We start from the raw sequence: 12,517 nt of genomic DNA, 5'->3' as shown, positions 1-12,517 counted from the left end.
TCATGAGCTTCCTCACCCTGCAAGGCATCTCGAAGCGCTACGGCGACTTCACGGCGATCGAGCAGCTCGACCTCTCGGTCGAGCGCGGCGAGTTTCTCTCGCTGCTCGGTCCCTCGGGTTGCGGCAAGACGACCACACTGCAGATGATCGCGGGTTTCGTCACGCCGAGCACCGGCCGCATCATGCTGGACGGCCGCGACATCACAAACGAACGGCCGGAGAAGCGCGGCATCGGCGTGGTGTTCCAAAGCTATGCGCTCTTTCCGCACATGACCGTGGCCGGCAACGTGGGCTTCGGTCTCGAGATGCAGAAGATGAAGCGTGCGCAACGCGCGGAGCGCATTGCCGAGGCGCTCGAACTCGTGCGTCTGCGCGGGCTCGACGCGCGCTACCCGAAGGAGCTGTCGGGCGGCCAGCGCCAGCGCGTGGCGATCGCCCGCGCCCTTGCGATGCAGCCCGAACTCTTGCTGCTCGACGAGCCGATGTCGAACCTCGACGCCAAGCTGCGCGAAGAGATGCATATCGAGCTGCGCGCTATCCAGAAACGCCTTGGCATCACGACCCTGCTCGTCACGCACGACCAGGTGGAAGCGATGACGATGAGCGACCGTATCGCCGTCATGCACCGCGGCACCATCGCGCAGTTGAGCACGCCGTTCGACGCTTACGAGCGCCCGGCCACACCCTTCGCTTCCACCTTCCTTGGCCGCACCAACACGCTCGCTGGCGAAGTGCTGCGCCGCAATCCGCGCTGCGCCGAGGTCGAGGTCGGCGGAACGATGCTGCACGTGCCCCATGAAGGCCGCGAGGTGGCGGGCGCCGTGAACGTGTACATCCGCCCCGAAAAAGTGCATCTGGCCAACGGCGACGCGCGCCTCAGAGGGCGTGTGACGACGCGCGTGTTCGTCGGCAATCAATGGCTGCTCGCGGTGGAAACCTCACTCGGCAAGCTCCACGTCGCACAGCCCAACCACGGCACACCGCCGCCCGAGGAAGGCCACGAAGTGGGACTCGCCTGGACCGACGACGATCTGCGCGTGCTCACGCGGGAGGGCACCCATGGCAACGCTTGACGACTCGCGCGCGGGCGCCGCGCCGTGGCTGCTCTCCGCCCCTGCGCTGCTGCTTTTTCTCGCGCTGCTGCTGGTGCCGCTTCTGCTCACCTTCGTGCTCTCGTTTCATGTTTTCAGCGACATCGCGGGTGTGCAACGCGCCTGGACCGTCACCAATTACCTGGAGGTCCTGAGCGATCCCTACTACGGCGAAATCTTCCTGCGCACTGCCGGACTCGCATTCGCCGTCACGCTGCTTTCCGTCGTGCTGGGCGTGCCCGAAACGCTGGTGCTCGCGCGCATGCGCAGACCCTGGCAGTCGGTTTGCCTGCTGATCGTGCTCGGGCCGCTGCTGATCTCGGTGGTGGTGCGAACGCTCGGCTGGCAAATCCTGCTGGGCAATAACGGCGTGCTCAACAACGCGCTGCAGGCACTCCACATCACTGACGAGCCCATTCGCCTCGTCTTCACCATGACGGGCACCATCATCGCGCTCACACACGTGCTGGTGCCGTTCATGGTGATGTCGGTCTGGGCGACGCTGCAAAAGCTCGATCCGCAGGTGGAATGGGCCGGGCGCTCGCTCGGCGCCTCGCCACTGCGCGTGTTCCGCCGCGTGATCCTGCCGCAGATCATGCCGGGCGTGCTCTCGGGTTCGATCATCGTGTTCGCGCTTTCGGCCTCCGCATTCGCCACGCCCGCGCTGATCGGCGGACGCCGCCTGAAGGTCGTCGCCACGGCCGCCTACGACGAGTTCCTCGGCACCCTGAACTGGCCGCTGGGCGCGAGCATTGCCGTGCTGCTGCTGATTGCCAACGTGGCGATTGTGATGGGCTGCAGCCGACTCGCCGAACGCCGTTTCAAGCACATCTTCGACTGACGGGGCCCCGCCATGAAACGCAACGGATTCCTCGGGCTCGCGTTCAACGCGCTCTTTCTCGCCTTCATGCTCGCGCCGATCGTCGTGGTGCTGCTCGTGGCCTTCACGGACAAGGGCTATATCTCGATGCCGTTCGACGGCGCCTCGCTGCGCTGGTTTCGCGCGATCTGGCTGAATGGCGACATCGTCTCGGCTTTCTGGCTCTCGGTGCGCCTCGCGTTCGCCGCGGCCACCATCGGCGTGGCGCTCGCGGTGCCCGCCGCGCTCGCCATCGCGCGCTACCGTTTTCCGGGCCGCGGCGCGCTGGTGAGTTTTTTCCTCTCGCCGATGATGATTCCTGCCGTGGTGCTCGGCATCGCATTCCTGCGCTTTCTCTCGCTGCTCAACCTGAATGGGTCGTTCTGGGCGCTCGTCGCCGCCCACGTGGTGATCGTGCTGCCGTATGCGCTGCGTCTCGCGCTTTCTTCGGCGGTCGGCCTCGATCGCGACGCCGAGCGCGCGGCGCTTTCCTGCGGTGCGAGCCGCTTCACGGCATTCCGCCGCGTAGTACTGCCGATGATCCGCACGGGCGTGGCGGGCGGCTGGGTGCTGTCGTTCATCCAGAGCTTCGACGAGCTCACCATGACCATTTTCGTCGCGACGCCAGGCACCACCACGCTGCCCGTCGCCATGTACAACCAGATCGCGCAGACGATCGATCCGCTCGTCACCTCTGTGTCGGCGGTGCTGATCGTCGGCACGATCCTGCTGATGCTGCTGCTCGATCGCATGGTCGGGCTGGACCGCATCCTGATCGGAGAATCCCGATGACACAAAACTCCACCGCGAGCCCCGACGTGCTCGTGATCGGCGGCGGCCTCGTCGGCTCCGCCGTGGCCTACGGGCTCGCCCGCGAAGGCGCGCGCGTGACCGTGCTCGACGAGGACGACGGCGGCTTTCGCGCCTCGCGCGGCAACTTCGGCCTCGTCTGGATTCAGGGCAAGGGTTACGGCCTTTCGCCCTACGCGCGCTGGTCGCGCAGCTCGGCGCAGCGGTGGCCGCTGCTCGCGCAAAGCCTCGCCGACGAGGCGCGCGTGGACGTCGCGCTACGCCAGCCTGGCGGCTTTCACATCTGCTTCTCGGACGAAGAACTCGCCGAGCGCCACAAACGGCTGTCCACCCTGCAGGCCGAGATCGGCGATTATCCGTTCGAACTGCTAAATCATTCCGAACTGCGCGAGCGGCTGCCTGGCATCGGGCCCGCGGTCGTTGGCGCGAGCTATACGCCGATGGACGGCCACGTCAACCCGCTCAAGCTGCTGCGCGCGCTGCACGTCGCCATGCAGCGGCGCGGCGTACGGCTCGTCTCGGGCGAGCGCGCCGAGCGTATTGCCGCCGGGCCGGGCGGGTTCAGCGTGCAAGGGCGGCGCGGCGTGTATCACGCTGCACGCGTCGTGCTCGCGGCCGGCCTCGGCAACCGTGCGCTCGCGCCGCACGTGGGCCTCAATGCCCCCGTTGCGCCCAATCGCGGCCAGGTACTCGTGAGCGAGCGCGTCGAGCCGTTTCTGCGCTATCCGACCATCAATGTGCGGCAGACCGACGAAGGCACGGTGCAGTTCGGCGACTCGATGGAAGAAGCCGGCTTCAACGACTTCACCACCACGCCGATCCTGCGCCAGATCGCGGCGCGCGGCGTGCGCGCGTTTCCCATGCTCGCCCATGTGCGGCTCGTACGCATGTGGGCCGCGCTGCGCGTGTACAGCCCCGATGGCTTTCCGATCTACGACCAGTCCGAGGCGCATCCGGGTGCCTTCGTCGTCACCTGCCATAGCGGCGTGACGCTCGCCGCGGCCCACGCGCTGCGCATCGCGCCGTGGATCACGGGCGGCCCGATGCCCGCCGAACTGCCCGCTTTCTCCGCGCGCCGCTTCGCGACCGACGCGGCTGCCGAACCGATCCTCGCTCACTAATCCCGCCATGACAGCCCAATCTCCCCAGGCGCCCGCGCCGCTGTTCAAGACACTCTCCGACGCCGAAACGCGCGTCGATATCTGGTTCAACGGCCAGCCGCTGTCCGTGCCCGCCGACCGCTCCGTCGCCGCCGCGCTGCTTGCCGCGGGCGTATCGCGCTTTCGCGCGACGCCCGTTTCGGGTGCGCCGCGCGCGCCGTTCTGCATGATGGGCGCGTGTTTCGAATGCCTCGTGGAGATCGACGGCGTGCCGAGCCGCCAGAGCTGCATGGTGCCCGTGCGCGCGGGCATGCAGATCCGCTCGCAGGAAGGCGCGCGGGACTTGCCGCCCGAACCCGGCGCAAATGCCGACACGCTCGAGGAGAACGCTCATGCCCGGTGATTATCAAGGCGATGCCAGAGCCGATTTCAATGCGCAAGCCGTCGATGTCGTCGTGATCGGCGCCGGTCCCGCCGGGATGAGCGCGGCCACCCGTTCGGCGCACGCCGGACTCTCAGTGGTCCTGATCGATGAGCAGGACGCCGTGGGCGGCCAGATCTATCGCGCGATAGGCCGCGCCGACGCGCGCCGCAAGGAGATACTGGGCCCCGACTACGCGGCGGGCGACGCCATCGTCCAGGCGTTCGCGCGCTCCGGCGCGCAGCATGTCGCCCATGCCTCCGTCTGGCAGGTCACGCGCGAACATGCCGTTCACTACCTCAAGGACGGCAAAGTAGGCAGTTTCCAGGCCAAGCGCGTGATTCTCGCGAGCGGCGCGCTGGAGCGGCCGTTTCCCATTCCGGGCTGGACCCTGCCCGGCGTGCTCACGGCGGGCGCCGCGCAGATCCTGCTCAAGAGCGCGGGCGAGGTGCCCGCCTCGCCGCCCGTGCTCGCGGGCTGCGGGCCGCTGCTCTACCTGCTCGGCTGGCAATACGTCCGGGCAGGCGTGCCGATTCGCGCGCTCGTCGACACCACGCGCCACGAAGACCGCTGGCGCGCGAAACGCCACCTGCTTGCCGCGCTGCGCTCTTGGCCGTTCCTGAGCAAAGGCCTGCATCTGATCCGCACGCTGCGCGAGGCCAAGGTTCCCATTTTCGAAGCCGCCGACGACCTCGCCGTGGAAGGCCACCAGGGCAGCGACGGCGTGCAGCGCGCCGCTGCACTCACGTTCACGTCGCAAGGCCGCGCGCACCGCGTCGAGGCCGATGTGATCCTGCTGCATCAGGGCGTGGTACCCAACACGCAGTTCACGCAGGCGCTGCGCGCTACGCATCGCTGGGACAACGGGCAGCTTTGCTTCACACCGCAAACGGATGCATGGGGCGAACTCGACGTGCCCGGCATCTTCGTGGCCGGCGACGGCGCGGGCATCGGCGGGGCCCAGGCCGCGGCGCAGCAGGGCGTGCTCGCGGCGCTCGCCGCCGCCGCACAGCAAGGCTCGATCGATTCAGCCACGCGCGATCGCGAGGCGGCCTCCCATCGCGCGGAACTCGAGCGCGTGATGCGCATCCGCCCGTTCCTCGACAGCCTCTACCGCCCGCGTGACGCAAACCGCATCCCCGCCGACAGCACCATCGTCTGCCGCTGCGAAGAAGTGACGGCGGGCGAGTTGCGCGGCTTCGTCGGCCTCGGCTGCCTCGGCCCGAACCAGGCGAAGTCGTTCGGCCGCTGCGGCATGGGCCCCTGCCAGGGCCGCATGTGCGGCCTTACCGTGACCGAAGTGATCGCCGAGGCGCGCAAGGTGCCGCCAGCCGAGGTGGGCTACTACCGCATCCGCCCGCCGATCAAGCCGCTCACGCTCGGAGAACTCGCCGGTGAATGACGCCCGAACTCCTCCCACGAGCGCCGTGCAGGAAGCGGATGTGCTCGTGATCGGCGGCGGCCTGCACGGTTCGAGCAGCGCCTTTCACATGGCGCGGCGCGGCGCGAGCGTGATCGTTCTCGAAGCCGACTACGTGGGCCGACATTCGTCGGGCGTGAACGCGGGCGGTGTGCGCACGCTCGGCCGCCCGCTCCCCGAGATTCCGCTTGCGCTCATGTCGCGCGAAATCTGGCACGCGCTACCCGACAGCGTCGGCGACGACGGCGGCTTCGTTCCTTCCGGACAACTGAAGATTGCCGAGACCGAGGCCGAACTGGAAGAGTGCCGCGAGCGCGTCGCGCTGCTCGAATCGCACGGTTTCACGCACGAAAAGCTGATCGACCGCGAAACGGTGCTCGAACTCGAACCGGCACTGGCGAAGCACGTGACGGGCGGCATCTGGGTCGAGCACGACGGCTATGCGCTGCCCTTTCGCACCACCACGGCGTTTCGCCTCGCCGCGCAAAAGCACGGCGCGCGCTTCTACGAAGGCACGGCGGTCACGCACATCGAGCCGCGCTGCGAGCGCTGGATCGCACGAACCCCGCGCGGCGCCTTTGCCGCGCGCAAGCTGCTCGTCACGGCGGGCGCGTGGTCGGGCGAACTGGCGCGCCAGGCCGGCGAGCCTGTGCCCGTTTATCCCGAGGGTCTGATGTTGATGGTTACGCACCGCGTAGCGCCCTTCTGCCGCGCGACGCTCGGCGCAACCGGACGGCCGCTTTCGTTCAAGCAGTTCGACAACGGCACCGTGGTGATCGGCGGCAAGCTGATCGGCATCGCAGATCTGCCGGGGCGGCACGGCGAAGTCGATTTCATGCGGCTCGTGAAAAGCGCACAGACCGTCGTCGATCTGTTTCCGCATCTGCGCCATCTGGGCGTGAACCGCGCATGGGCCGGTGTGGAAGCGTTCACGGCCGACTCGCTGCCGATCATCTCGGCGAGCCGGCGTGCCGCGAATCTGTACTACTCGTTCGGCTATTGCGGCAGCGGCTTTCAACTCGGGCCCGCGTGCGGGAAGCTCGTTTCCGAACTCGTGCTCGACGGCGCGCCTTCGCTCTCGCTCGATGCGTTCGCGATCGACCGCTTCGAGCGCCCCGCGGTGCAGGCGCCGCTAGCCGGCGTCGCCGCGCACTGACGCCTTCGATTCCCTCACCCTGTCTCGCCATTACGGCGAAGGAGCTTGCAGACACATGAACGATATTGTTCGTATCGAAACCAATCAGCGCATGAGCCGAGTCGTGAAAGCCGCCGGGCTCGTGTTCGTGGGCGGCCAGACGTCGGCCGATCCGTCGCCCGACGTGAAAGTCCAGACCGCTGCCGTGCTCGCGAAAATCGATGGCTTTCTCGCCAAGGCCGGCATCGACAAGACGCGGCTCGTCTCCGCGCAGGTCTGGCTTGCGGATATCGCGCGCGACTTCGCCGGCATGAACGAGGTGTGGGACGCGTGGGTGCCCGAAGGTTGCGCGCCCACACGCGCGACAGTGCAGGCGCAACTGGCTTCGCCGCAACTGCTCGTGGAGATCGCGGTCGTGGCGCTGGCCTAAGCGCCGTGTGAAGCTGCCGGCGCCGCCGTGAAAGCGCGTCGACAGCCTCAGTCGAGCAACCGTAAAGCGACGGGGGCACGACATCGCGCGCACGCTGTAAGCGCAAGTTCACGTTCGCGCGGCACAATGGCGAACCCACCCGAACTTAGAGGAGCGCGCGATGGCCCTTCCTTACGGCTACGTCAAGGCGAAAATTGTTTCCGCGCCGCAGTTGAAGGCCACGCGGCGGCCACACGAAGTCCAGTATCACCTGCACTTCGGTGTGACGGTCAACGGCACGCGCTGGGACATCGCTGTGAACGTCGGCACCACGGACGCGGATGACCTGCTCAAGTACAAGCTCGTGTTCGACTTCAACCACAACGTGCTGACCACGCTCGAGGGCGCGGCCGAAGGCTCGACCGATCTCACGGGCACCGAAGCGCTGCCGGCCATCGACTTCGAGCGCAGCGACTTTCTCGCCAATACGGGCGCATGGCGCAACAGCGATGTCATGGACGGCTCCGACCAGGTGGAGCCCGTCGCCTCGCTGCAGCGCCTTCTGTTGCGCGCGCAACAATCGTCGCTCGACGTCTACGTGTTCGGCCGCTTCTACAGCGAAGGCGACGGCATCCACGACGTCCACATGAACCAGGGCTCGAAGGGCGAGTTCATCCACAAGGCCGGCAACGACGCGAACGACCACAACGACATCTGGCAGGACGGCGCGCTGCTCGTGGACCTGGGCGACCCCGAATGGGCGTTGTATGTGGCGGCGTTCGATCAGCAATACGTGCCCACCGACAATCTCGGCAACCCCACGCCAGATTCGCAGCCGATTTCGTAAAACGGCAAGCGGGCGCATGCCGGAATCCCGCCATGCGCCCGCTCGTTGAAGCGAATCGACCGTTTAGAAGTCGATCTTCGCGTTGAGGCTGACCGTGCGCGGATCGCCCGGTGCGATGTAATCGGAATACTGGAACATCCAGTAACGGCGATTCGTGATGTTGTCGATGGCCGCGCGCAGCGTCACGTCGTGGCCGCCAATGCGGGTGAAGTAGTTCGCGCCCACGTTCACGAGCATGTAGCCGCCCGTTTCGAGATTGTTGGCTGGGCGCACCTGCGTGCTGCCCGTGAACTTCGCATCCGCGCCAAGCTGCAGGCCTTGCACGTAAGGCACGTCGTAAGTCACGCGGCCCGCGGCGACGAAGGTCGGCGCGCCAGCCACACGATTGCCGTTGTACGACTGTCCCTTCGCGTACCACGTGTCGAGCAGCGTGACGCTGCCTGCGACCTGCCAGCTTCGGCCGAGCCGCACGCTCCCGGCCGCCTCGACACCTTCGTAAATCGAATTGCCGTCCTGCACGTAGACGTTGTCGGCGTTCGCGTAGGCCGCGCCGCGCTCGATGCGGAACAGGGCCGCCGTTGCGCTCCAGCGCTCGTGTTCGCTCTTGATGCCAATTTCATACTGACGCGAGCGCAGCGGACGCAGCATCGCGCCGCCGTTCGCGTAGATGCTGTCCACGATCGCGCCCTGCTCCAGCGCCTCGACGTAGCTCGCGTACAGCGTCGTGTTCGGCTCGAGCTTGTACATGAGCGCGAAGGTCGGCGTGAGCACGCCGTTCTGGCTGTACTGGGACGTCTTTTCGCCCGTGGTTGCGTAGTTGTTCTGACTATAGTTCGTGTAACGCAGGCCAGCGAGCACCGACCAGCGGCTCGTGATCTGCATCGTGTCGCTCACGAACGCCGAAGCCTGCGTGATGTCGCTCGTACGGTAGGTTTCGAGCCCGCCGCCCGAATAGAAGCGCCACGGGTTGGGCTGATACAGATTGCCGCTACCGAGCACCGTATAGATCGAGTTCAACGCGTAGTTGTTGGTCTGGTGCTGGTATGCGCCGCCAATCACGAGTTGATGCGTGAACGGCCCGGTCTTCACCTTGCCTTCGAACATGCCCTGCCAGTAAACGTCCTGATGGGCTTCGTCGCCGTTCCAGCGCGCGTCGGTGTAGTCGCCTGCCTGGTTGAGCAGCGTGAGCGTACTCTCGTTGCGGTCGCGCGCCGACTTGCTGTAGCTGCCCGAGGTGGTGAACGACCAGTCGGGCGTGATCTGGTAGCGCACGCCCGCCGTGTAGAGCTGCAGGTTGGTGTTGATGTGCTGGTCGGTGCCGCCGAGCAGGTTGCTGCCGCCGCTGATCACCGCGGGCAGGCTCGACGCCGTGTAGCTGCCCGTGTAGATCGCGGGCGTCTGGCCGCTGGAACGGATCGTCTGGTAGAGCGCGTTGAACCATACCTGCAGGTCGCGCGTGAGCTGGCCGTCGAGTGCGAGCGAAACCGAGTTGCGGTTGATATCGCCGGCGTTATAGGTCTTGCCCGCTTCCTTCGTGTAATTCAGGCGCGCGCCGAACATGTCGTCCGGGCCGAATCGGCGGCTCAGGTCGACGTGCGTGCTCAGCACGCCGTCCATGCGATAGCCCACGTCGAGGCTCGTGACCGGGTCCTTTTCCGGCCGCTTCGTCACGTAGTTGACGAGGCCGCCCGGCTGCGCGAACCCGTACATGAAGCCGCCCAGGCCCTTGAGCAGTTCCACGCGCTCCAGTTGCTCGTAGGGCATGGTGATGCCGTACGAGATGAACGGATTGCCGTCGATGCGAAAGCCGTTTTGCCAGTCCACCGGCAAACCGCGAATGGTGATGTAGGTGGCCCACGCGTTATAGGCGTTGCTGTTGTTGGTGACCGAGGCGTCGCCGGCAAACACATCGCCGAGCTTGTAGACCTGGCGCTCGGCCAGATTCTCGCCCGTCACGACCGTGGTCGAGAACGGCGTGTCGAGCTGCGAGCGCGTGCCGAGCGCGCCGCTGTTCACCGGCGTGTTCAGGTTCAGCGGCGAATCGGCGACCTGGCTTGCGCTCACCTTCACGGCGGGCAGCGCCTGCTCCGTGCCGGCCGTACCGGTTATGGCGGCTCGAGGCAGTACCTTCTGGGTTGTGCTTGCCGCGGCGCTGTCCTGCGTCGATGTTTGGGCGACAGCGGCCTGAGCCGTCGCGAAAGTAAGCCAGGCCGCAATATGCAACGGTCGCGGCAGCGTGCGTCGCGCTTGCCGCGCGTGTTCTCGGTTGTTCATGTCGTTTTGGAAGGGTCGTCTCGCCAGTGCTGGCCGGATACTTCAATGAGAAGCATTCTCATTTTCACTGGCGGGCGATATTAACAAACCCTTACGACTTTTCCTAGAACCCGCGACTCATTCGTCGGATTTGAGGGATTCCCTCGAAATAGTGCTCAAAACGGACGCCAGGCGGCCCGACCATGTCCATTTCGCGCAAGAATCACCGAAAATCGTCTGGATTGGACCGAAGTACGAACGTAGCGCGCTCGCGCCCGGCTTGCTGCTGTGCGTAATGCCCGCGCCTGGAAATACGCTAAGTCGCGTCATAAAATACCCAGTCAGTGCATTCACGTGGTGACCGCGTATGAGACACGCTACGTTCCCCGTGCTGATCGTTCTGGCTTCGGTCCCGGCCGCATGGGCCATGGGCTTCGCCGCAGCGAACGAAATCACGGATCTGCCCTCTCCCCAGAGCGTGGCGCCTGCCACGCTACATTGGCCTCCCGCCTCGCCCTCGTCCATCCCGCCGGGCATTTCGCGCGCCGCGTTGCATACGGGGCCCCAGAAAGACGACAAGTCGTATTTCGAAGCGCTCCCGGGCGGCGATAAAAAGCTCGACGATAACGGCGACGGCGCCCGCTTGCGCGGCGATCGTTTCCACTGGCAGCAGCCCTAGCGCCTGTTCACGCGATGTATGCTTGCGCCTGTTCAGCCCAGCACGCTTGCAATCTTACGATATTCAGCTTTCCTGATTATATTTGCCGGCCGCCAGAATGAACTGGCGGCTCTCTGCTGATGCGCGTGCTTACGCTTTCACAGCCGGCGCGTGTGGCGGTGCGACCGCTGGCGGTTGTCCCGATGCAGGCGCTGGCGCATGCCCCGGATAGACGACGATCACAGGCCCCGGCATTGCCCATGCGGGCACCGCGAACAGCACAGGCATCGGTGTGGGCATCGCGAATTCACCGCTGAATGCCGCCTGCTGGAACTGCTGCATCTGGGCCTGCATGGCCCACATCTGCATGGTCATCGCGCGCATCTGCTGCAGCGCCCACGCGGGCGGCGGTCCGCCGCTGCTGCTCTGAACCTGAATGCTACTGGCGCCGTTCGGGCTATGCCAGCTCCACGTGCTGATCTTGACCGGGCCAGCAGAGGTCTGGACCACATGGGTCTCGCCTTGAGCCGGAACGAGGTGGCCGTCGACGTTGACGAAAAGCGGCTGGGCCGCCAATGCGAGGGCCGGTGCGCACACCAGTGCGGCCGCCGCCATAGCAGTGCGAAAACGCATCTCATCCTCCATTGTTCGAGCCTCCACGCGCGGTTTGCGCCGGGAGGCGTCTTTTACTATGTCGAGCGAGAATTAAAATTCGCTTAAAACGCGCCGGTGCCTTTGCATAAATCCACGATTAAGAATCCGTGCGCCAGACCGTCGACGAAAGATTCGGCATGTTGGGCGTGGTGATGCCGAGCGGCACGCTCACCGAACGCATGGGGCTCATGACGCTCGCCACGCTGAGCAAGCTCGATCTCAAACCCGGCGCGCCCGTGATGAAGCTCACGATCGATTCGGGCCAGATGTATTCAGGCGAGGTGGCGGGCAATGTCGTGGCAACACCGTCGTTCAAGTTCATGCCTGCGCCGGCACCTTGATCGCCTCGCGGCCATTCACGCTTATTTGGCGAACAGCTGGCCGATGTCCTTGAAGGCCTTGAATTCGAGCGCGTTGCCGCACGGGTCGAGGAAGAACATCGTGGCTTGCTCGCCCACCTGCCCCTTGAAGCGCACGTAAGGTTCGATCACGAACTTCACGCCGAAGGTCTTGAGGCGCTCGGCCAGCGCCTCCCAGTCGCTCCAGCTCAGCACGACGCCGAAATGCGGCACCGGTACGTCGTGGCCGTCCACGGGGTTCGTGTGCGCATGGTCCTGCGAAGCCGTTTTCGGGTGCTCGTGAATCACGAGCTGGTGGCCGAAGAAGTCGAAATCGACCCACTGCGCGCTGGAGCGCCCCTCTGCCAGCCCGAATACGCGGCCGTAGAAGTCGCGCGCGGCGGCGAGGTCATAAACGGGAATGGCGAGGTGAAAGGGGGAAAGCGACATGCGTATCTCCACTGTCTTCGAACGTGATCTCGCCATGGTAGACAGGCCGAAGTAAAAACAAAATCAATATAT

The 12,517-nt window shown here is 65.7% G+C and carries 14 protein-coding genes; 11 read left to right on the top strand and 3 right to left on the bottom strand.

From position 1 onward, the window contains the following. Positions 1–2 precede the first annotated feature (2 nt). The 9 genes from BFD71_RS11300 to BFD71_RS11260 all read left to right on the top strand — a co-directional run bounded on the left by BFD71_RS11300 (position 3) and on the right by BFD71_RS11260 (position 8,092). Positions 3–1,073 carry an ABC transporter ATP-binding protein gene (locus BFD71_RS11300; RefSeq protein WP_069263663.1) on the top strand — a complete coding sequence of 357 codons (1,071 nt, stop codon included), beginning with the start codon at positions 3–5 and terminating at the stop codon, positions 1,071–1,073. Next, a complete protein-coding gene (locus BFD71_RS11295) occupies positions 1,060–1,932 on the top strand; it encodes an ABC transporter permease (RefSeq protein WP_069263661.1) in 873 nt (290 codons plus the stop codon). The genes BFD71_RS11300 and BFD71_RS11295 overlap by 14 nt, the downstream gene beginning before the upstream one ends. Before the next feature lie 12 nt (positions 1,933–1,944). After that, positions 1,945–2,742 carry an ABC transporter permease gene (locus BFD71_RS11290; RefSeq protein ID WP_069263659.1) on the top strand — a complete coding sequence of 266 codons (798 nt, stop codon included), beginning with the start codon at positions 1,945–1,947 and terminating at the stop codon, positions 2,740–2,742. Continuing rightward, positions 2,739–3,881, top strand: coding sequence for an NAD(P)/FAD-dependent oxidoreductase (locus tag BFD71_RS11285; protein WP_069263657.1), 1,143 nt, complete (start codon positions 2,739–2,741; stop codon positions 3,879–3,881). Before BFD71_RS11290 ends, BFD71_RS11285 begins: the two co-directional genes overlap by 4 nt. Positions 3,882–3,888: 7 nt before the next feature. Then, positions 3,889–4,263, top strand: a complete 375-nt coding sequence (locus BFD71_RS11280) for a (2Fe-2S)-binding protein (RefSeq protein ID WP_069263654.1) — start codon at positions 3,889–3,891, stop codon at positions 4,261–4,263. Further along, on the top strand, positions 4,253–5,683 hold the full coding sequence (locus BFD71_RS11275) for an NAD(P)/FAD-dependent oxidoreductase (protein WP_069263651.1): 1,431 nt from the start codon (positions 4,253–4,255) through the stop codon (positions 5,681–5,683). The genes BFD71_RS11280 and BFD71_RS11275 overlap by 11 nt, the downstream gene beginning before the upstream one ends. Then, positions 5,676–6,857, top strand: a complete 1,182-nt coding sequence (locus BFD71_RS11270) for an NAD(P)/FAD-dependent oxidoreductase (protein ID WP_069263649.1) — start codon at positions 5,676–5,678, stop codon at positions 6,855–6,857. Before BFD71_RS11275 ends, BFD71_RS11270 begins: the two co-directional genes overlap by 8 nt. Positions 6,858–6,912: 55 nt before the next feature. Continuing rightward, positions 6,913–7,266, top strand: a complete 354-nt coding sequence (locus tag BFD71_RS11265) for a RidA family protein (protein ID WP_069263647.1) — start codon at positions 6,913–6,915, stop codon at positions 7,264–7,266. Between the two features lie 160 nt (positions 7,267–7,426). Continuing rightward, complete coding sequence (locus tag BFD71_RS11260; protein WP_069263645.1) at positions 7,427–8,092, top strand: DUF2278 family protein; 666 nt, start codon at positions 7,427–7,429, stop codon at positions 8,090–8,092. Positions 8,093–8,155: 63 nt separating this feature from the next. On the opposite strand, the gene BFD71_RS11255 is transcribed toward BFD71_RS11260, so the two are convergent. Further along, a complete protein-coding gene (locus BFD71_RS11255) occupies positions 8,156–10,366 on the bottom strand; it encodes a TonB-dependent siderophore receptor (RefSeq protein ID WP_176732867.1) in 2,211 nt (736 codons plus the stop codon). A gap of 346 nt (positions 10,367–10,712) precedes the next feature. On the opposite strand from BFD71_RS11255, the gene BFD71_RS11250 reads away from it, so the two are divergent. After that, positions 10,713–11,024, top strand: a complete 312-nt coding sequence (locus tag BFD71_RS11250) for a hypothetical protein (protein WP_141710638.1) — start codon at positions 10,713–10,715, stop codon at positions 11,022–11,024. Between the two features lie 129 nt (positions 11,025–11,153). Here the strand turns inward: BFD71_RS11250 and BFD71_RS11245 are convergent, their stop codons facing one another. Further along, positions 11,154–11,636 carry a hypothetical protein gene (locus BFD71_RS11245; RefSeq protein WP_069263642.1) on the bottom strand — a complete coding sequence of 161 codons (483 nt, stop codon included), beginning with the start codon at positions 11,634–11,636 and terminating at the stop codon, positions 11,154–11,156. 128 nt (positions 11,637–11,764) lie between these two features. On the opposite strand from BFD71_RS11245, the gene BFD71_RS42815 reads away from it, so the two are divergent. Continuing rightward, positions 11,765–11,998 (top strand): hypothetical protein, encoded by a 234-nt coding sequence (locus tag BFD71_RS42815; protein WP_069263640.1) that lies wholly within the window; start codon positions 11,765–11,767, stop codon positions 11,996–11,998. A gap of 21 nt (positions 11,999–12,019) precedes the next feature. Here the strand turns inward: BFD71_RS42815 and BFD71_RS11235 are convergent, their stop codons facing one another. After that, a complete protein-coding gene (locus tag BFD71_RS11235; RefSeq protein ID WP_069263638.1) occupies positions 12,020–12,445 on the bottom strand; it encodes a VOC family protein in 426 nt (141 codons plus the stop codon). Between the last annotated feature and the right edge of the window lie 72 nt (positions 12,446–12,517).

This window comes from Paraburkholderia nodosa (genome assembly GCF_001718195.1).
In the GTDB taxonomy this organism is placed as follows: domain Bacteria; phylum Pseudomonadota; class Gammaproteobacteria; order Burkholderiales; family Burkholderiaceae; genus Paraburkholderia; species Paraburkholderia nodosa_A.
Note: the sequence above shows the minus strand (reverse complement) of the source record. Positions and strands in the feature narration are given on the sequence as shown.

Coding starts and splice junctions, on each gene's coding strand:
- BFD71_RS11300 (WP_069263663.1), top strand. CDS start 3: ATGAGCTTCCTCACCCTGCAAGGCATCTCGAAGCGCTACGGCGACTTC.
- BFD71_RS11295 (WP_069263661.1), top strand. CDS start 1,060: ATGGCAACGCTTGACGACTCGCGCGCGGGCGCCGCGCCGTGGCTGCTC.
- BFD71_RS11290 (WP_069263659.1), top strand. CDS start 1,945: ATGAAACGCAACGGATTCCTCGGGCTCGCGTTCAACGCGCTCTTTCTC.
- BFD71_RS11285 (WP_069263657.1), top strand. CDS start 2,739: ATGACACAAAACTCCACCGCGAGCCCCGACGTGCTCGTGATCGGCGGC.
- BFD71_RS11280 (WP_069263654.1), top strand. CDS start 3,889: ATGACAGCCCAATCTCCCCAGGCGCCCGCGCCGCTGTTCAAGACACTC.
- BFD71_RS11275 (WP_069263651.1), top strand. CDS start 4,253: ATGCCCGGTGATTATCAAGGCGATGCCAGAGCCGATTTCAATGCGCAA.
- BFD71_RS11265 (WP_069263647.1), top strand. CDS start 6,913: ATGAACGATATTGTTCGTATCGAAACCAATCAGCGCATGAGCCGAGTC.
- BFD71_RS11260 (WP_069263645.1), top strand. CDS start 7,427: ATGGCCCTTCCTTACGGCTACGTCAAGGCGAAAATTGTTTCCGCGCCG.
- BFD71_RS11255 (WP_176732867.1), bottom strand. CDS start 10,366: ATGAACAACCGAGAACACGCGCGGCAAGCGCGACGCACGCTGCCGCGA.
- BFD71_RS11250 (WP_141710638.1), top strand. CDS start 10,713: ATGAGACACGCTACGTTCCCCGTGCTGATCGTTCTGGCTTCGGTCCCG.
- BFD71_RS11245 (WP_069263642.1), bottom strand. CDS start 11,636: ATGCGTTTTCGCACTGCTATGGCGGCGGCCGCACTGGTGTGCGCACCG.
- BFD71_RS11235 (WP_069263638.1), bottom strand. CDS start 12,445: ATGTCGCTTTCCCCCTTTCACCTCGCCATTCCCGTTTATGACCTCGCC.